This is a genomic window from Tannerella serpentiformis (assembly GCF_003033925.1).
Taxonomy (GTDB): domain Bacteria; phylum Bacteroidota; class Bacteroidia; order Bacteroidales; family Tannerellaceae; genus Tannerella; species Tannerella serpentiformis.
The window spans coordinates 2,401,812-2,420,962 of sequence record NZ_CP028365.1 but is presented as its reverse complement, the minus strand read 5'-3'; the positions used below and the strand labels follow the sequence as shown (position 1 = coordinate 2,420,962).

Annotated in this window: 14 protein-coding genes and 1 tRNA gene; 13 read left to right on the top strand and 2 right to left on the bottom strand. The window is 59.6% G+C overall.

Annotated features, from left to right (window positions below):
- The first annotated feature begins 44 nt into the window (after positions 1-44).
- The 7 genes from C7123_RS10200 (at position 45) to C7123_RS10165 (ending at position 9,771) form a co-directional block, all read left to right on the top strand.
- Positions 45-116, top strand: a tRNA-Glu gene (locus tag C7123_RS10200).
- A gap of 135 nt (positions 117-251) precedes the next feature.
- The gene (gyrB, locus tag C7123_RS10195; protein WP_069174960.1) at positions 252-2,210 is read left to right on the top strand and encodes a DNA topoisomerase (ATP-hydrolyzing) subunit B; all 1,959 of its coding nucleotides are present in this window, start codon (positions 252-254) and stop codon (positions 2,208-2,210) included.
- Between the two features lie 111 nt (positions 2,211-2,321).
- Positions 2,322-4,100 (top strand): membrane dipeptidase, encoded by a 1,779-nt coding sequence (locus C7123_RS10190; RefSeq protein ID WP_069174959.1) that lies wholly within the window; start codon positions 2,322-2,324, stop codon positions 4,098-4,100.
- Between the two features lie 174 nt (positions 4,101-4,274).
- On the top strand, positions 4,275-5,153 hold the full coding sequence (locus C7123_RS10185; RefSeq protein WP_069174958.1) for an electron transfer flavoprotein subunit beta/FixA family protein: 879 nt from the start codon (positions 4,275-4,277) through the stop codon (positions 5,151-5,153).
- A gap of 174 nt (positions 5,154-5,327) precedes the next feature.
- Positions 5,328-6,347: an electron transfer flavoprotein subunit alpha/FixB family protein gene (locus tag C7123_RS10180; RefSeq protein WP_069174957.1), complete on the top strand. Its 1,020-nt coding sequence runs from the start codon at positions 5,328-5,330 to the stop codon at positions 6,345-6,347.
- Positions 6,348-6,359: 12 nt separating this feature from the next.
- Positions 6,360-8,063 carry an acyl-CoA dehydrogenase family protein gene (locus tag C7123_RS10175; RefSeq protein WP_069174956.1) on the top strand — a complete coding sequence of 568 codons (1,704 nt, stop codon included), beginning with the start codon at positions 6,360-6,362 and terminating at the stop codon, positions 8,061-8,063.
- A gap of 799 nt (positions 8,064-8,862) precedes the next feature.
- Positions 8,863-9,771 carry a DUF6261 family protein gene (locus tag C7123_RS10165; RefSeq protein ID WP_069174954.1) on the top strand — a complete coding sequence of 303 codons (909 nt, stop codon included), beginning with the start codon at positions 8,863-8,865 and terminating at the stop codon, positions 9,769-9,771.
- A gap of 217 nt (positions 9,772-9,988) precedes the next feature.
- On the opposite strand, the gene C7123_RS10160 is transcribed toward C7123_RS10165, so the two are convergent.
- Both C7123_RS10160 and C7123_RS10155 read right to left on the bottom strand, forming a co-directional pair.
- Positions 9,989-11,248 (bottom strand): hypothetical protein, encoded by a 1,260-nt coding sequence (locus C7123_RS10160; RefSeq protein WP_069176336.1) that lies wholly within the window; start codon positions 11,246-11,248, stop codon positions 9,989-9,991.
- Between the two features lie 24 nt (positions 11,249-11,272).
- Entirely contained in the window at positions 11,273-13,555 is a 2,283-nt protein-coding gene (locus C7123_RS10155; RefSeq protein ID WP_083206825.1) for a TonB-dependent receptor, read from the bottom strand.
- A gap of 448 nt (positions 13,556-14,003) precedes the next feature.
- Between C7123_RS10155 and C7123_RS12990 the strand changes: the two genes are divergently transcribed.
- The 6 genes from C7123_RS12990 to C7123_RS10125 all read left to right on the top strand — a co-directional run bounded on the left by C7123_RS12990 (position 14,004) and on the right by C7123_RS10125 (position 19,096).
- Positions 14,004-14,462, top strand: coding sequence for a hypothetical protein (locus tag C7123_RS12990; RefSeq protein ID WP_159049901.1), 459 nt, complete (start codon positions 14,004-14,006; stop codon positions 14,460-14,462).
- A gap of 97 nt (positions 14,463-14,559) precedes the next feature.
- Positions 14,560-15,840: a B12-binding domain-containing radical SAM protein gene (locus C7123_RS10150; protein ID WP_069174952.1), complete on the top strand. Its 1,281-nt coding sequence runs from the start codon at positions 14,560-14,562 to the stop codon at positions 15,838-15,840.
- 20 nt (positions 15,841-15,860) lie between these two features.
- A complete protein-coding gene (locus C7123_RS10145) occupies positions 15,861-16,784 on the top strand; it encodes a hypothetical protein (RefSeq protein WP_069174951.1) in 924 nt (307 codons plus the stop codon).
- Positions 16,785-16,939: 155 nt separating this feature from the next.
- A complete protein-coding gene (locus tag C7123_RS10135; protein ID WP_069174950.1) occupies positions 16,940-18,085 on the top strand; it encodes a beta-ketoacyl-ACP synthase III in 1,146 nt (381 codons plus the stop codon).
- A gap of 143 nt (positions 18,086-18,228) precedes the next feature.
- Positions 18,229-18,675: a hypothetical protein gene (locus C7123_RS12985; RefSeq protein ID WP_159049900.1), complete on the top strand. Its 447-nt coding sequence runs from the start codon at positions 18,229-18,231 to the stop codon at positions 18,673-18,675.
- A gap of 25 nt (positions 18,676-18,700) precedes the next feature.
- A complete protein-coding gene (locus C7123_RS10125) occupies positions 18,701-19,096 on the top strand; it encodes a hypothetical protein (RefSeq protein ID WP_069174948.1) in 396 nt (131 codons plus the stop codon).
- The last annotated feature ends 55 nt before the right edge of the window (positions 19,097-19,151 follow it).

Sequence of the window (19,151 nt, the reverse complement as noted above, 5' to 3'; positions counted from 1 at the left end):
AAGAAAAGAAGGACGTCTAAGTCCACTGTTATATTGGTATCAAAGGCCTGTTCGTCTATCGGCTAGGACGTGAGATTCTCATTCTCAAAAGAGGGGTTCGATTCCCCTACGGGCTACATCAAGGCTGAAAGGCGTCAATCGTCTTTCGGCCTTTTTTTCATGCAGTTAGCCATCTCCCAACCCTGCTCTTTCGGAGGGGAACGGCTATATTTGTTTCCGTATTTGATAATGAATAAAGAGAGGAAATCAACATGAGTGACGAAGAAATAAAAGCAGCAAGCGAGGAATACTCTTCCAAGAACATCCAAGTGCTCGAGGGGTTGGAGGCCGTCCGTAAACGCCCAGCCATGTACATCGGCGACACAAGCGAGAAGGGACTCCACCACTTGGTTTACGAGGTGGTAGACAACTCCATCGACGAAGCACTGGCCGGCTTCTGCAAGAATATCGATGTCGTGATCCGTGAGGATAATTCGATCAGCGTGACAGATGATGGGCGAGGCATTCCGGTCGATTACCACGAGAAGGAAGGTAAGTCGGCATTGGAGGTCGTGCTGACTGTACTCCATGCCGGAGGTAAGTTTGACAAGGGCACCTATAAAGTGTCTGGTGGACTGCACGGCGTCGGTGTCTCGTGTGTCAACGCGCTGTCGACCCACCTGAAAGCCGAAGTGCACCGTAACGGAAAAGTCTATGTACAAGAGTTCTCCTGCGGCAAGCCGCTGGCTGATATCCGGATAACGGGTGACAGCGATCGTACTGGGACAACCATAGAGTTCAAACCGGACGCGTCAATCTTTACCGTGACCGAATACAAATACGACATCCTCGCCAACCGACTCCGCGAGCTGGCCTTCCTGAACGCTGGCATCCGACTGACATTGACCGATCGCCGCGAGGTGAAGCCGGACGGGACGTATAAATCCGAAGTCTTCTATTCGCACGAAGGACTGAAGGAGTTTGTGCGCTACATCGACAAGTCGAAAGAGGCGCTGATCCACGATGTGATCCATATCGTCACTGAGAAACAAGGCATCCCCGTCGAAGTGGCCATGACCTACAACACGTCGTACAACGAAAGCGTCTTCTCCTACGTGAACGACATCAACACGATCGAGGGCGGCACACACCTCTCTGGCTTCCGACGCGGACTAACACGTACGCTGAAGAAATATGCCGAAGACTCTAAGCTGCTGGAGAAGGCCAAGGTGGAGATCCAAGGCGACGACTTCCGCGAAGGCCTCACAGCCGTGATTTCGATCAAGGTGGCCGAGCCACAGTTCGAGGGGCAGACCAAGACGAAGCTCGGAAACAACGAGGTGATGGGCGCTGTCGATATGGCTGTAGGCGAGGCGCTCGGCAACTATTTGGAGGAGCACCCGAAAGAGGCCAAAACGATCGTCGACAAGGTGATCCTCGCTGCCACAGCACGTCAAGCGGCACGCAAGGCGCGCGAGATGGTGCAACGTAAGTCGCCCCTCTCGGGCGGTGGACTGCCCGGTAAGCTGGCCGACTGCTCTTCGAAAGACGCTGCCATCTGCGAGCTGTTCCTCGTCGAGGGAGACTCCGCCGGTGGCACAGCCAAGCAAGGACGCGACAGAAACTTCCAAGCCATCCTGCCGCTCCGCGGTAAGATCCTCAACGTGGAGAAGGCCATGGAGCACCGTGTGTTCGAGAGCGAGGAGATCCAAAACATCTTCAAGGCAATGGGCGTTTCAATCGGCACCGAGGACGACCCGAAGGAGCTGAACCTATCGAAGCTCCGTTACCACAAGGTGATCATCATGACCGATGCCGACGTGGACGGTAGCCACATTGCCACCCTGATCCTCACCTTCTTCTTCCGTCGCATGCGCGGACTGATCGAGAAAGGGTACGTCTACCTCGCCACCCCGCCGCTTTACCTCTGCAAGAAGGGCAAGGTGGAGGAGTATTGCTGGACTGAACAGCAGCGCCAGAAGTTCATCGACGCCTACGGCGGCGGCAACGAGAACCAAATCCATACGCAGCGCTACAAAGGTCTCGGTGAGATGAACGATCACCAGCTTTGGGATACGACGATGAACCCCGAAAACCGTACCCTCAAGCAGATCACCATTGACAACGCTATCGAGGCCGACGCCATCTTCTCCATGCTCATGGGCGAGGACGTCGGGCCACGCCGCGAGTTCATCGAGGAAAATGCGACGTACGCAAACATCGACGCATAACACCGACTTCGCATAGCACCACGCTGCGGAGTCTTTTACATAAACCATCAAACGACAGAGGGCAATCGCCATGCGAGGTGCCCTCTTCTTTTTCTCCCATTCAAACCCAACATGTCACTCACTTTAAAAGAACTATTTGCGCAGGTTGACCGCGCCTCAGCTGTCGACACTGCCACCCCCACACGCCCACGCATAGGTATTTCCGTGAACCGACGAGACGGCAAAGAGATGCTCGCCGACCCCTATTTCCAGTCTGTCATCCTGGCCGGTGGTGCCCCCGTACTCGTGCCCGCAACAACCGAGCTGAGCGTCCTCACCACGATTGTCGAAGGTCTCGACGGCCTGCTTCTGACTGGCGGCGGCGACATCAGTCCCGACCTGCTTGGCGAGACGCCCCACCCGTCGATCGAGGACGTCGATCCGATCCGCGACACCAGCGAGCTGCAACTGATCCGCTTGGCCCACCAACGCGGCCTCCCCATCTTCGGCATCTGTCGCGGCCATCAGCTCATCAATGTGGCCTTTGGCGGCACGCTCTACCAAGACCTTCCCTCGCAGTTTCCAAGCCCCGTATTGCCACATAGTCAGGCGGAAGCACGCGATGTTATCACGCAGTCTGTCACTCTCACTGCCCCAGATTCCGAGCTGCAACGCGCAATGGGGCTCGACGCCACGACGCGTACCGCACCCATCCCCGTCAACTCGCTCCACCACCAAGCCGTCCGCGACCTGGCCCCCGGTTTCATCGCCACGGCCGAGGCGCCCGACGGCGTCAACGAGGCGATGGAGCACCCCGAATACCCCATCCTCAGCGTCCAGTGGCACCCCGAATGGCTCGCCACCACCGGCCACGAGGCGATGCTCAACCTCTTCCGTCATCTTGTCAGCCGTGCACGCCGCTACGCCCACGCCCGACGCCTGCACCACACCATGATCACCCTCGACTCGCACACCGACACGCCCATGCTCTTCGACGCCTTCGACCTCGGACGCAAAGAGGGTGGCCGGGTCAACCTGCCGCTCATGCGCGAGGGACGGCTCGACGCTGTCGTCATGGCCGCCTACCTCCCCCAAGACGAGCGCAACGACGAGGCGCACCGCCGCGCTTTCGACTATGCCGTCGAGCGACTCACACACGTTGAGGAGCAGGCCATCCGCTACCCTAACCTCCTCGACATCGCTCGCTCTACGGACGACCTCCGCCGCCTCAAGCGCGAGGGCCGACGCGCCATCATCCCCGCCGTCGAAAACGGTTACGCCATCGGCCGCGACCTCTCCCGACTGCACGCATTCAAGCGTATGGGCGTGGCGTACATGACACTCTGTCACAACGGAGACAACGAACTCTGCGACTCTGCCGCCGGACAAGGCGAGTGGGGCGGCCTCAGTCCCTTCGGGCGCGAGGTGGTGGCAGAGATGAACCGCATCGGCATGATGATCGACGTATCGCACGCTGCTGATGCCACTTTCGACGATGTTATTCGCCTCAGCCGGCGCCCCATCGTCGCCACCCATTCCTCCTGCCGCGCCCTCTGTGACCATCGCCGCAACTTAGACGACGACCGCATCCGCGCCCTGGCCGCAACGGGCGGCGTGATGCAGATCTGCCTTTATGGCGGATTCATCAACCACGACCATCCCGACGGCGCCACCCTCAGCGATGCCGTCCGCCACATCCTGCACGTCGTCCGGCTCGTCGGCCCGAATCACGTCGGCATCGGCTCCGACTTCGACGGCGGCGGCGGGCTCATCGGCTGCCAATCGGCCGGCGAGATGCTCCAAATCACCCTCCGTCTCCTTGCCGAGGGTCTCTCCGACGCCGACATCGCCAACATCTGGGGCGGTAACTTCATGCGCGTCATGGACGCCCAGCGCCTGCCCCTCGCATAGCGCGCACACTGGGGGGTGCATTCCTTCTCGGAAGCCTTCCTAAGCCATCGCGGGCAATGGGCAATCTTGCATCATCCGCACGCAGACCTCAGGGGCATACCTTATATATACAGCCGGCTGGCGCCATCTCATTCTTGCGCCTACTTTTGCCGCCAAACCATAATATTCTGACAGATGAGAATTATTGTATTAGCTAAGCAGGTGCCGGACACGCGTAACGTCGGGAAGGACGCGATGAAGGCGGACGGCACCATCAATCGCGCAGCGCTGCCGGCCATCTTCAACCCCGAAGACCTCAGCGCGCTGGAGCAGGCGCTGCGACTGAAAGAACGCTACCCCGGATCGACCGTCACGCTCCTCACCATGGGGCCGGGACGCGCCGCCGAGATCATCCGCGAGGGGCTTTATCGCGGGGCGGACGACGGGGTGCTCCTCACCGATCGCGCCTTCGCCGGCGCCGACACCCTGGCCACCTCGTATGCCTTGGCCATGGCGATCCGCAAGATCGGCGACTTCGACCTGATCGTCGGCGGACGGCAGGCTATCGACGGCGACACGGCCCAGGTGGGTCCGCAAGTGGCGGAGAAGCTCGGGCTGTCACAGATCACGTATGCAGAGGAGATTGTCGGCGTCACGGACGGACGCATCACGGTGCGACGCAAGATCCCCGGAGGCGTGGAGACGGTCGAAGGGCCGCTGCCCATCGTAGTCACGGTGAACGGATCGGCCGCAGCATGCAGGCCGCGTAACGCGCGACTCGTGCAGAAGTACAAGCACGCGCTGGGTGCGCAAGAGAAAGCCGAGCGCACAAAGGGTGCCTCCCTCCCCTACGCCGAGCTCTACGAATCGCGCCCGTACCTGAACCTCGTCGAGTGGTCCGTGGCAGACGTCAATGGCGACGTCTCCCAGTGCGGCCTCTCAGGCTCACCGACGAAGGTGAAAACGATCGAAAACATCGTCTTCCAAGCCAAAGAGAGTCGCTCGCTGACGGACTCGGACGCTGACATTGAAGCGTTGATGAAGGAATTAATTAGTAATCACACCATCGGATGACGCCCTTTCGGTCTATGGTGCATTCCTTTCTTCCTTTTCTTGCCTTGATGCAAGAAAAGGAAGCGAAAAGAAAATCAAGGCCTCAGGGAGGCCGGCCAACTTGGCCGGATACGAAATCGAATGTGCCGGATGACCGATGAGAGGATTCCATAATCCATAAAGAGAAATAGCACTATGAATAACGTTTTTGTCTACTGCGAAATAGAAGAAGGAACCGTAGCCGACGTCAGTCAGGAGCTGCTCACCAAGGGGCGCGCGCTGGCTGATCAGCTGGGTTGTAAGCTCGAGGCCGTGGCCGCCGGGAGCGGACTGGATGGCATCGAACGACAGATCGTGCCTTACGGCGTCGACGTGTTGCACGTCTTTGACGACCCGCGTCTGGCCCCCTACACCTCACTGCCTCACACGGCCGTGCTCATCAAGCTCTTCAAGGAAGAACAACCGCAGATCGCCCTGATGGGCGCCACCGTCATCGGTCGCGACCTCGGGCCACGCGTCTCGTCGGCCCTCACCAGCGGACTTACCGCCGACTGTACGGCCCTGGAGATCGGCACGTACGAAGACCGCAAGGCCGGCCGCACCTACGAGAATCTGCTCTACCAAATCCGCCCCGCATTCGGCGGCAACATCGTCGCCACCATCATCAACCCCGACCACCGGCCACAGATGGCCACCGTACGCGAGGGCGTGATGAAGAAGGAGGTGCGCGACGCGAACTATCGCGGCGAAGTCATCCGTCACAACACGAGCGACTACATCACCGACGAGGACTGCGTGGTGAAGGTCATCGAGCGACACGTGGAGAAGGCGAAGAACAACCTCAAGGGCTCGCCCATCGTTGTGGCCGGCGGCTACGGCGTGGGATCGAAGGAGAACTTCCAGCTGCTCTTCGACCTGGCCAAGGAGCTGCACGCCGAGGTGGGCGCCTCACGCGCCGCCGTCGACGCGGGCTTCACCGACCACGACCGGCAGATCGGACAGACGGGCGTCACCGTGCGACCCAAGCTCTACATCGCCTGCGGCATCTCGGGCCAGATCCAGCACATCGCCGGCATGCAAGAGAGCGCCATCATCATCTCCATCAACAGCGACCCCGAGGCGCCGATCAATGCCATCGCGGACTACGTGATCACGGGCACCGTGGAGAGCGTCCTGCCGCGCATGATCAAGTATTACAAGAAGAACAGCAAATAATAAGGAAGCATCATGGCAAACTTTTATACCGATACGCCCTCGCTCCGCCACCACCTGCACCACCCACTCATGCGCCGCATCGTGGAGCTGAAGGAGCGTAATTTCAGAGATAAAGACACGTACGACTACGCGCCGGTCGACTTTGACGACGCGATGGACAGCTACGAGCGCGTCCTGGAGATGGTCGGCGAGATCAGCGCCGACGTCATCGCGCCGAACGCCGAGGGCGTCGACCACGACGGCCCGACGGTGGCAGGCGGTCGCGTGACGTACGCCCCAGGCACGCAGGAGAACCTCGACGCCGTGCGCCGTGCCGGACTCATGGGCATGGCCATGCCGCGCCGCTACGGCGGGCTGAACTTCCCCATCGTGCCCTACATCATGGCCGCCGACATCGTCTCGCGCGCCGACGCAGGCTTCGAGAACCTCTGGGGCTTGCAGGACTGCGCCGAGACGCTCTACGAGTTCGGCAACGAGGATCAGCACAGCCGCTACATCCCGCGCGTCTGCGCCGGCGAAACGATGTCGATGGACCTCACCGAGCCCGACGCCGGCAGCGACCTGCAGTCCGTCATGCTCAAGGCCACCTACGACGAGGCCTCGCAGTGCTGGCGACTGAACGGCGTGAAGCGCTTCATCACCAACGGCGACTCGGACATCCACCTCGTCCTGGCCCGCTCCGAAGAGGGCACCCGCGACGGCCGCGGCCTCTCCATGTTCATCTACGACAAGCGCAACGGCGGCGTCAATGTCCGCCGCATCGAGAATAAGATGGGCATCAAGGGATCGCCCACCTGCGAGCTGGTCTTCAACAACGCCCCCGCCGAGCTGTGCGGCGAGCGTCGCCTGGGCCTGATTAAATACGTCATGGCGCTCATGAACGGCGCCCGCCTCGGCATCATGGCGCAGGCCGTGGGCCTCTGCGAGGCCGCCTGGCGCGAAGCCGACAAGTACGCCCACGAACGCCGGCAGTTCGGCCGCGCCATCATCGAGTTCCCCGCCGTCTACGAGATGCTCGCCCTCATGCGTGCCCGCGCCGACGCCACCCGCGCCATGCTCTACGAGACGGCCCGCTACGTGGACATCTACAAGGCCCTCGACGACATCGCCCGCGAACGCAAGCTGACGCCCGACGAGCGCAAGGAGCAGAAGCGCTACGCCAAGCTGGCCGACGCCTTCACGCCGATGGGCAAGGGCATGTCGACCGAGTTCGCCAACCGCAACACGTACGACGCCATCCAGGTGCACGGCGGATCGGGCTTTATGAAGGACTACACCTGCGAACGCCTCTACCGCGACGCCCGCATCACGAACATCTACGAGGGCACCACGCAGCTGCAAGTCGTGGCCGCCATCCGCCACGTCACCACCGGCACCTACCTCGCCCGCCTGCGCGAATACGAAGCCGAGACCTATCGCCCCGAGCTCTCCGACCTGCACGCGCAGCTCCGGGAGATGACCGACACGTACGAAGGGCTTGTGGCCCGCGTCACGGAGCCTAAGGATGCGGAGCTGCTCGACTTCATGGCGCGCCGCTTAGTCGAGGCCGCCACGCATTGCGTCTTCGGCTACCTGCTCCTCCAGAGCGCCAACACGGACGACTCGTTCACGCCCTCGGCGCGCGTCTACGTCCGCTACGGCGCCGCCGAGATCGCCCAGATCCGCAGCTTCATCGAGGACTTCCGCCCCGAGTCGCTCTCGGATTACAAGGCATAAACGATACACAAAGAAGAAGCCCCTCTTTTTACCGGAGGAGATTTCATTTTTATTTAGGTACGCCGGATCTGCTGTGAAGCACGTCCGGCTTTTTTTATGCCCCGACCGGATGGGGGCATCAGGGATGCCTGCCAAGTTTTCCTGGTACCCGTGTAGGGGCGGCCCCTGCCGGGGCAAGGAAGTTTGGCCTGGTACCTCATGTAGGGGCGTATCGAATACGCCCTCCAGACATCCCGCAGGGATGAATGATCAGGCGACCGGGGGCGGGTGTGGGGGTAGCCGAATCGTTCTACATTTGTCGCCGCTGACGCGGGCAGAGGCTCGTTTAATCGCTATTTGAATCACGTTTGAATGCTCGCACGCCGTGCAAAGGGCAAAACCCGGTGAGTTTTGGTACTCGCACGCCGTGCAAGGGGTAAAACCCGGTGAGTTTCGGTACTCGCACGCCGTGCAAAGGGCAAAACCCGGCGAGTTTTGGTACTCGCATGCCGTGCAAAGGGCAAAACCCGGTGAGTTTTGGTACTCGCATGCCGTGCAAAGGGCAAAACCCGGTGAGTTTTGGTACTCGCACGGCATGCAAAGGGCAAAACCCGGCGAGTTTTGGTACTCGCATGCCGTGCAAAGGGCAAAACCCGGCGAGTTTTGGTACTCGCATGCCGTGCAAAGGGCAAAACCCGGTGAGTTTTGGTACTCGCACGCCGTGCAAGGGGTAAAACACAGTTAAAAGGCGCCCGTCATGGATCAGCAACGACATATAACCAATTCACTTTTCAATCAACCAATCACTTACAGAATCAGTATGGAAGAATTTATCGAAGTCAATTCCTTAGGAAAGAAAAAGCTCGACAACGGGCTGCACGTGGGTTTCCACAGAGACGCGTACGATTTGGTCAACGCCTGTGAGGTCGCCAAAATCGGCATCACGGAAGCCAGGAAACAGGAATGGAAAGAGAATCTCGACCTCGAAGGCGACATCAACCAAGAGTCAACGGCTGATTACATCACCAAAGAGATCGACAAAAAGGACGAGGCGCGCGACAAGCTCATCTCCTTCCTCTTTGCCATGATCCGCGATTATCGGCTGTCGCCCGAGAACGACGAGGCTATCGCTGCCGAAAAGCTGGTCCTCCTCATCAAGCCTTACAGCAAGCTACAGCGCGAATCGCTCCGCCGCGAAACGGATCACATCGACGGCCTGATCACAGACCTGAAGAAGCCGGAAAATGCGGCGCTCATCACCACCCTACGGCTCACGCCGATCGTGACGAAATTGGAGGCCGCCAACACAGCTTTCCGCAACCTCTTTATGCAGAACGTGAAGAAGGATCGCCGCAGCAACCTACCCACGGCCGCCGAGGTACGTCCCAAGACCGACGCCGCCTATGACCGCATCATCTTTATGATCCGCGCCGCCTATCTCTCCGGCGCCACCCCCGTGGATCGGGCTGTAATCAAGACTTTGATTCACGACCTGAACAATTTGGTGGATAGGACAGATACGGAGTATCGCCAGAGCCTCGCCCAGCGTAAGGCCGCCGGGGACAAGCAACCCAAGGAACCCAAACAGCCCAAGGAACCTAAGCAACCTAAGGATCCCAAGCCAGCGCCCGACCCGAAGCAACCGGAACAGCCTAAGCAGCCCGAGAAGCCGAAGGATCCGAAGAAACCCGACGACGGCAATCCTGACATCAAGCTGCCGGAGGAATAGAGGTGGTTGTTGGGGGCTGAAGCCCCGTTTAGTCGTTGGTTTGTTTATCTGTTGATGTACCCGTAGTTGACAGCGACTCAGGTAAACAAACACCTAAACAAATCAACAGAGGGCGAAGCCCCCAACAACCCTATGACAAAGCCCCGACCCTTGCTCATCCAAAGAGCGGAGGATCGGGGCTTGCGATTATGTGCCAGAGGATGGCGCTATCGGTCGCCTACTTGAACTGGTAGAACCAGAAGGGGAAGCCGGGCATTTTGATCACGGCGCCGTCGCTGGCCTTACCCGTCTTCGGGTCGTAGGTGTAGAAGCCCGTCTCCTTATCGCCCCAAACGGAGAAGACAATCAGGTCGTTGTAAGTGGAGACGTGTGTGGAGTAGGCGCAGCTGTGGGGGATGGGCAACTTCTTGACCGTCTTGGCGCGGAGGTCGATCTCGACGGAGATCACCGAGCGGTCGCGCAGCCAGTTGGGCTTCGTCTTGTCGGCCCAATAGTTGGGCATGTCGGCCATGCCGTAGAGCTTGCCGTTGCCCGCATAATAGACGCAGGCTAACCACCTCATCTTGCCCGTCTCGCCCTCGATCGCTTGATCGTTGAGCACCCAGTTGTAGGTGGGGTCGATCTCGGTCGCACCCTTCTTGATGCGCACGATGCCGGTCTTGTATTTCGGATCGGTGGAGAAGGAGCCGCTGGCCACATAGTAGACGTCGCCCTGCTCGTCCTTGAAGACGTTCTTCTGCACGCCGTAGGGGTAGCCGAGGCTGGAGAGCCCCGAGGCAGAGTCCTTGATGCGCTTGATCACCTTGTTCGTCTTCAGGTCGATGAGCAGGAGGTCGATGCCCGGATCGCCGATGGGCATGCGTTGGGTGTTGACCTGCCAGAGGGGGACGTACATCGTCTCGCCATCGAAGAAGAGGGAGCCGAACTGCGGCACAGACAAGCCTTTGTCGGCATAGGCGCTGAGGTCGATCTCGCCCGTGAGCTTCATCGTGGTGGGGTTAAAGATGAGCAGCTTGCCCACCACTGTACTGAGGAAGCCCTTTTCGGCGGAGTAGATGCGGCCATGCATGGAGACACTGTTGACGGGTAGCAGCAACTCGGCCACCTTGTTGAGGGCACCGTCGGCGGTGCGTTCCCACTTGGCGAAGATGTTCGACTGGCCATACTGCGGGATGGTGAAGATGTAGTTACCGAGCACATCCATCGGGGGCATGCCGAAGCCGATCTGGCGCGCCTTGGAGTTGTCGATCGTTCGCGGCGTGATGCCGTCGACAAGTTGCATCCAAGCGGTGCCAGACTGTCCGTCGGGGTTAGTGAGCATGGAGACGACGGCCACGTCGCCCTTCGCACCACCAGGCGTCGGCGGGTTCGGATTGGGTTTGGGGGTAGGCGTGTCTTCTTTGCACCCTGTCCAAGTCAGGGTCATTGCGGCAAGCACAGCAAGGCCTGCCATTCGGAATACATTCGTTGTTTTCATCTTGTTATACATATGAATTAGGTTTTACTTGAGTACGTAGCGCAGGCGGAGGGAATAGGTTCGCCCGGGCTGCGGATAGTTGAACTCGCTGAAGAGCTTGGCGCCGGTGGCGTTGCCCACCTTACCGGAGAGGATGATGCGGCCATCCATGAGGCTGTATTCCAGCCCAAGGTCGAGGCGCATGGAGCGCGGGATGCGGCGCTCTTGGTGGATGCTCTGCTCAAAGTCGTAGAAGTATTCCTCCACGAAGGAGGCATCGGCAAAGAGGCGCATGTTGGTGCGCTTCGTGCCGAAGAGATTCTCACGGTGATACTCTAATCCGGCGTTGGCCAGGAAGTAGGGGATGTTGGGCATGCGCAGATGCCGGGTGGGGTTGGGGGCCTTGCTGTCGGGCTCGTATTCACGGACGTCGCGGAGGTCTTGAAAGGTGACGTTGGCGTAGCCGTACAACCAGGGCAAGACGTCGGCCTTTACCTCAGCCTCGACGCCGAGGGTGCGCATTTCGCCGAAGTTCTCGTAGCGCGTCTGCGTATAGTTCTGCGTTTGGCGGATCATGTCGCGGAGGTAATTGCCGAAGAGGTTGACCTCTAACTGGAAGATGCCGTTCGGTATGCGCCGATCCCAAAGCGTACCGAGGTTGACGTTGACGCCGCGCTCGGGCCGGAGGTCGCCCGACGGGGAGAGGAGGTAGCCGTCGCCGATCAGCTCGTTTTCGGTCGGGGTGCGCACCTCGTAAGCCACGGAGAACTTGCCCATCCACTCAGGCATAAAGCGGTAACGCAAGGCATCGCTGATACCCCAATAATGCTTTTCGAGGTGGATAGGTATCTCGTCGTGCCCCCCATAGACTTCGCGAAGGATGGTCTTCATGGAGTAGAAGTAGTACTTACCGGTGAGGGAGTTGAGCAGGCGGTCGTTGTTCGACTTGTAGTCGTAACTCAGGCCGACGACGAGGCTATTCATGCGGCTATCGTAGTTCATCTTGTAACCCATCGCACGGTCTCGGAGGGTGTCCTTGGGATGCCCATTGGCGTATCGCTGGAGCAGGTTCAGGTTGATGGCGTTCCGGGCCGAGAGGATGTAGTTCAGGTTGAGCTTCGTGCCGACGTGAAACTTATCGAGGGTGCTGTTGGAGGGCGCTGCGCCGATCTCGCCGCCCAGTGGATGGACGGGGATGTAGGGCTTCATGTCCCAATCGTAGCGGTGCATGGCGGTATCGATGAAATGGTATCGCGAGAAGGCGGAGGCGCCCTTGAAGTCGAGATCGAGTCCTTCGACAAGGAAGTTTTTCTTCTTCAGCTCCAGCTCCATCACCCCGACTTTCGATCGGCTGTGGGCATGCTGAATGTTGTAATAGACGCCCTGTATCTGCTTGCTATTGATGAGGCCCTCGAAGTTGATCTTCAGCTCGTCGAAATACCACTTGCGGGCCTTGATGCCGATGGCACCAGCGGCAGAGCTGAAGCGGTCGTGATCGCGCTTGATGAGTAGCCCCTTCTGGTAGGGCGACTCCATCGTGTAGTCATTGTCCGAATAGGTGTAGAAGCCGCCACCACCGATCTCGAGGCCTGCGTTGGCCAGGTTACGCTTGACGACGGCTGTGGCTTTGTGAGTATTGAAGGACTCGATGGCATAGGAGAGGTCGAGGTAGCGCGGCGGGTATTCCTTGAGCACGATGTTGATGGCGCCGCCCATCGCGGAGCCGCCAAACTTGGCCGGGACGACGCCCTTGTAGATCTCAATCCGCTCGATCATACTGACGGGAATGTCGTTGATATCGATAAAGTCGGAGTGATCGTTCATGGGCGATTCGTCGATAAAGAAGCCAATGCGTTTACCCTCGAGTCCACGCACGGAAAGGCGTGAAACGCTGCCCACGCCGCCCTGCGAGCGAAGGGTGACGCCCATCGTCTTGCTCAAAATGTCGCTCACATCGCTCACCGAACCGGCCAGCTGATCGGCCGAAAGGACGGTGACGGGCATAGCCTGTTCGCGCAGCTGGCGGGCCTCGCTCTTGGCTGTGACGATCACTTCGCCGAGCGACTTGGACTCGCCCTTGAGGCGCACTTTCAGCCGCCGCGTCTCCCCCTCACGCAGGGTGATCTGTTCGGTGCGGCTCTCGTAGCCCATATAATCGAAGCGTACCGTATAGCTGCCCGCGCGAAGGCCGTCAAGGGTAAAATCACCGTTGCGCCCGGCCACTTCGCCGCGCTTCAGTTGCTCGATATAGGCGCTAGCACCGATAAGCGGCTCCTCGTTAGCGGCATCGATCACGACGCCCGTGATGCGTGCCGTCTGCGCCTCCATCTGTCCCCAAGCGAGGGCAGCGAAACAGGCTATCCATATCCATAAGAAGGTTCTTCTTGTTGTCATCATGCTATTCACGTTAAAAATAGGGCCGCAAAGGTAGGACAGGGCGCTACGCATTCACAATCCCTAATAATTGGGAGGGGGCGTCTGCGGACGCCGGCGAAGTTTGCCGGATAACCCGGGGCCAGATGATTGTACCCGGGTAGGGGCGGCCCCTGCGGGGGCAGCGAAGTTTGCCGGATACATGTAGGGGCGCAAAAGCATACGCCCCCCAGACATCCCGCAGGGATGAATGATTGTCCCCGTGGTAGGGGCGGCCCCTGCGGGGGCAGCGAAGTTTGGCCGGGTACCCGTGTAGGGGCGAATTGCATTCGCCCCCCAGACATCCCGCAGGGATGAATGATTGTCCCCGGGTTGGGGCGCACATTACGAAAGGGCTGCGCAGGTGTTGCGTGGTCGTCTCACACACTACGACGAGGCTGTGCAGGTGGTGCATGGTCGTCTCACACACTACGACGAGGCTATGCAGGTGGTGCATGGTCATTTCACACACTGCGACGACGCTGTGCAGGTGTTGCGTAGTCGTTTCACACACTGCGACGACGCCGCGCAGGTGTTGCGTAGTCATTTCACACATTGCGAAAGGGCTGTGCAGATGTTGCATGGTCGTTTCGCACACTGCGAAGGGGCTGCGCAGGTGTTGCGTGATCGTTTCACACACTGCGGCGGGGTTGCGCAGGTGTTGCGTGGCCGTTTCGCACACTGCAGCGGGGCTGTGCAGGTGTTGCATAGTCGTTTCACACACTGCGACGACGCTGCGCAGGTGTTGCGTGGTCATTTCACACACTGCGACGAGGCTGTGCAATGGGGCGTATGCAATACGCCCCTACCCGGGTACACGTAGGGCGTATGCTTTTGCGCCCCTATATGTACCCGGCCAAATTCGCAGACGCCCGCAGACGGTTACATTTGCGCGCTTTTCACAGTAAATACAGTCAGAGATGAAGCTGAAATTGATCTATCCGAAATGGAAGAAACTAAAGGGCCAAACCACATTCAACCTGCCCCCACACGGGCCGGTCGTGTTTGCAGCCACCTTGCCCGAGGACGTCGACGTGTCGTTCACGGACGAGAATGTCGAAGCGCTCGACTATGACGAGGCGTGCGACCTCGTAGCCATATCCATGATGCTCAGCACGCAGGTCAAACGCGGCTGGGCCATCGCGGACGAATACCGCCGACGCGGCAAAAAGGTGCTCTTCGGGGGCATATCGACCATGCTGCACGCCGAAGAGACGATGGAGCATGCCGACGCCGTCTTCCTCGGCGAATCCGAGGGCCGCATGCAGGAGGTGATCGACGACTTCCGCCGCGGCTGTCTCAAGCGCGTCTATAACTACATGACCCGCCAGCCGGCCATCGAGGACGTCGGCCCCGCCCGCCACGACCTCTACAAGCGCCACCTCTACAACCATAAGGGCGTGCAGATGGTCGACCTCTTTCACGCCTCGCGCGGCTGCCGTTTCAGCTGCTATCCCTGCGCCGTGACCTACCTCGGCGGGCGCATCTTCCGCCCCCGGCCGATGGATAAGGTGATCGAAGACCTCGCCTCGATCGACAACAACCGCCTCTTCATCGTCGACAACTCACTGGCCCAAAACAAGCAGTGGGAGATGGATCTCTTTCGCGAGATGATCCCCTTCAAAAAGAAGTGGATCAGCCACACCATCGAGGACGATCCGAAGGTGCTCGACCTGGCCGCACAGGCCGGCGCCTGGTACGTCTATCAGGCCGTCTACGACACCTCGAACTACATCCGCGAGCGCGTCAAGCGTTACCACGACCACGGCATCGGCGTCGAAGGCACCATCCTGCTGGGCCTCGACAACCAGTCCGAAGACGACATCAAGCGCCTCATCGACTTTCTCCTCGAGATCGACCTCGACCTGGCCGAGTTCACCGTCATGACGCCCTTCCCCCACACCAAGGGCTACGACGACTACCTCCGTCAGGGGCGCATCTTCGACTTCGATTGGGATCACTACAACGCCGGACAGGTCGTCTTCCACCCCAAACAGATGTCCGCCGAACGGCTCCAAGAGCTTTACGAATACGCCTGGGACACGTTCTATCACGACGAGAGTCAGGAGCAGAAGATGTTCCGCCTCTTCACGCAAGTCGTCATGCGCGAGATGGAGGACGGCACCTTCCGCCCCCGCAATCGCGCGTTGGCCAACAAGTCGTTCGGCCGCGACGTAGTCCGCAACATCAAAGCCAGCTGACCGACGGAGACCCACACAGAATGGCACGCACACTCACGGTTGCAGTCTTTTATTACACCCAGACCGGGCAGGCACTCGCCATCGCCCGGAGCCTCTGTGCGCCGCTTGAGGCGGCCGGCTGTCGGGTCGTTACGCAGGAGATCCGCCCCGTGACGGCTTACCCCTACCCGTGGTCGTCGGAGGCCTTCTTTCAAGTCTTTCCCGAGTCGCGCCTCGGCATTGCCTGCGCCATCGAGCCGGTGGATCTGAGCGGTGCGGTGGCCGAGGCCGACCTCGTCCTCGTGGTCGGTCAAAGCTGGTACCTCTCGCTCTCCACGCCGCTGCACGCCTTCTTCCAGTCGCCCGATGTGCGCGCCTACCTCCACGGCCGACCCGTCGTCTTTGTCAACGGTTGCCGCAACATGTGGGTGATGACGCAAAGCGAAACGCGTCGTTACCTGCGCGAGATTGGCGCCCGCTACGTCGGCTTCATCGAGCTGCACGACCGTGCGCCGAACCTCGTCAGCGTGCTGACCATCATCCGCTGGCTGTTCTACGGACGCAAGGAGGCCACTCGCCTCTTGCCCGCCGCGGGCGTCTCGCAGCGCGACGTGGCCGACGCCGATCGCTTCGGCCTCATCCTCCTCCGCACGCTCTACGACGGGCAGTGGGAGCAGCTTCAGGAGCGACTCATGCGCGAGGGCGCCGTCACCTTCATTCCCCAGCTCTACTTTATTGAGCGCAACGGCTACCGCATGTGGGGCCGTTGGGCCCACTTCGTACGGCATCGGGGCGGCGCGGGCGATCCGCGTCGGCAGGGACGGCTGCGGCTCTTCAAGGCCTACCTCTTTTTCGTGTTATACGCCGTCTCCCCCTTCGGCCTACTGTTTTATGGACTCACCTACCCACTGCGCCGCGCCGCGTTAAAGAAGGCCCGCCAAGAAGTATGCTACGAATTGTCCTAATACATGTACCCGGCAAACTTGGCCGGCACCCCTGGTGCCTTGATTTTCTTTTGCCTCCTTTTCTTTCATCAAGGAAAGAAAAGGAGTGGGGCCCGGGGGCAACGCCCCCAACGCCTAAACAGCTAAACATCCCCAACACCTAAACATCCCCAACAATGGAATACATCTATATCACCCACCTCTCCACCTTCTTCCCCAACGCGCCGGTGCGCAACGAAGAGATGGAGGATTATATCGGACTCGTTAATCCGAAATCGTCCATCGCCAAGCGATTGGTTTTAGAGAAGAACGGCATCCGCAGCCGCTATTACGCATTAGACAAGAGCGGCCGCGTGACGCACACGAACGTCGAGATGGCCGCGCTGGCCGTGCGACATCTGCTCGCGGAGGCCGCGATGACGCCCTCGGACATCGACCTGCTGGCCTGCGGCACCGCCTCGCCCGAACAGCTCATGCCCTCGCACGGCGTGATGGTGCACGGCGCACTCGGTGGCGATGGCGGCGCGGAGGTGGTCTCCTTCGCCGGATCGTGTTGCACGGGTATGCACGCGCTGAAGTACGCCTGGCTCTCGATGCGCACGGGCGACGCCCAGCGGGCCGTGTGCGTGGCTTCGGAGCGACTCTCGGCCTGGATGCAGGCGCGTTATTTCGAACGGGAGGCGGAGCTGATCGACCAGCTGATGGAGAAGCCTATCTTGGCCTTCGAAAAGGAGTTTCTGCGCTGGATGCTGTCGGACGGCAGCGCGGCGCTGTTGCTCGGGTACGAACCGCCGACGGACGGTCGGCTGGCCTTCCGCATCGAATGGATCGAGGGCACGTCGTACGCCGATCGGGTGGAGACGTGCATGTATGCCGGTGGGGAGAAGGACGCCGAGGGGCAGCTCGTCGGTTGGGCGCAACACCCCGAGGCCGAATGGCTGTCGCGATCGCTCTTCGCCCTGAAGCAGGACACGCGCATCCTGGAGCGCAACATCATCACGCTGGGCGGCGACTTCCTCCGCCGGGTAATGAAAAAGCGCGCCTTCGATCTCTCGTCGGTCGACTGGTTCCTGCCGCACCTCTCGTCGATGTATTTCAAGAAGAAGATCGAGGCCGAGCTGGAGCGTATGGGATACGACATCCCCGCCGAACGCTGGTACGTCAACCTGCCCGAGATCGGCAACGTGGCCTCTGTCTCGGCCTTCGCCATGCTCGACGGGCTGCGCCAGACGGGGCGACTGCGGCCCGGGCAACGCATCCTGCTGATGGTGCCCGAGAGCGCCCGCTTCTCGTATTCCTACGCGCTGCTGACGGTGGTATAAACCCTCTCGTTAGTCTTCCGAAAACGTTTGCAGCGTTCCTGCAAAGACCCCAAAGGGAAAAATGGAGCTTGCAGAACTTCTGCAAACGCCCAAAAGGGAAAAATGGAGCTTGCAGAACTCCTGCAAATGCCCAAAAGAGAAAAATGGAGCTTGCAGAACTTCTGCAAATGCCCAAAAGAAGAAAATGGAGTTTGCAGAACTTCTGCAAACGCCAAAAAGGAGAAATCGGAGCTTGCAGAACTTCTGCAAATGCTCAAAAGAGAAAAATGGAGCTTGCAGGACTTCTGCAAATGCCCAAAAGAGAAAAATGGAGCTTGCAGAACTTCTGCAAACGCCAAAAAGGAGAAATCGGAGCTTGCAGAACTTCTGCAAACGCCAAAAAGTTTTTCGAGGCACTTGCGGGGTTCCCGCAAACACCAAAAAGTTTTTCAAGGCACTTGCGGAGTTCCCGCAAACGCCAAAAAGTTTTTCGAGGCACTTGCGGAGTTCCCGCAAACGCCAAAAAGTTTTTCGAGGCACTTGCGGGGTTCCTGCAAACTCCAAAAAGTTTTTCGGAGGCACTTGCGGAGTTCCCGCAAACGCTTTCATGAATGATTAGAACAAAACGCATAAGAGATGACGATAAACGAAGTACCCCAAGACTTAAAATACATGGCCGGCGGCGTGATCCGCGACGTGGCGTATGCCGTCGATGAGGACGGGCGCTACCAGAGCGTCGTCAGCGACGGCTGGACGGTGAAGAATGATGTGCTGGAGCTCGTCTGGGACGACATCCGCGCCTCCTGCGAGGCCATCCGCGAGCAGGTGCTCCGCCACGAGGCCAGTCCGCTGGCTTACCACATGACGAAGAACCTGCAAGACGTCAGCATGCTGGCCGCCTACGCCGACATACCCAAACGCAAGGTGAAGAAACACCTCACCTACGACGCCTTTATGCAGCTCGACGACCGCACCCTGGAGCGATATGCCGACGCGCTGCGCATCACCGTGGACGAACTGAGGAGTGTGTGATGGAGGTCTTTGAAAAAGAGCTCCATTGCGGAGCAATGAGAGACTTTGCAGAGTG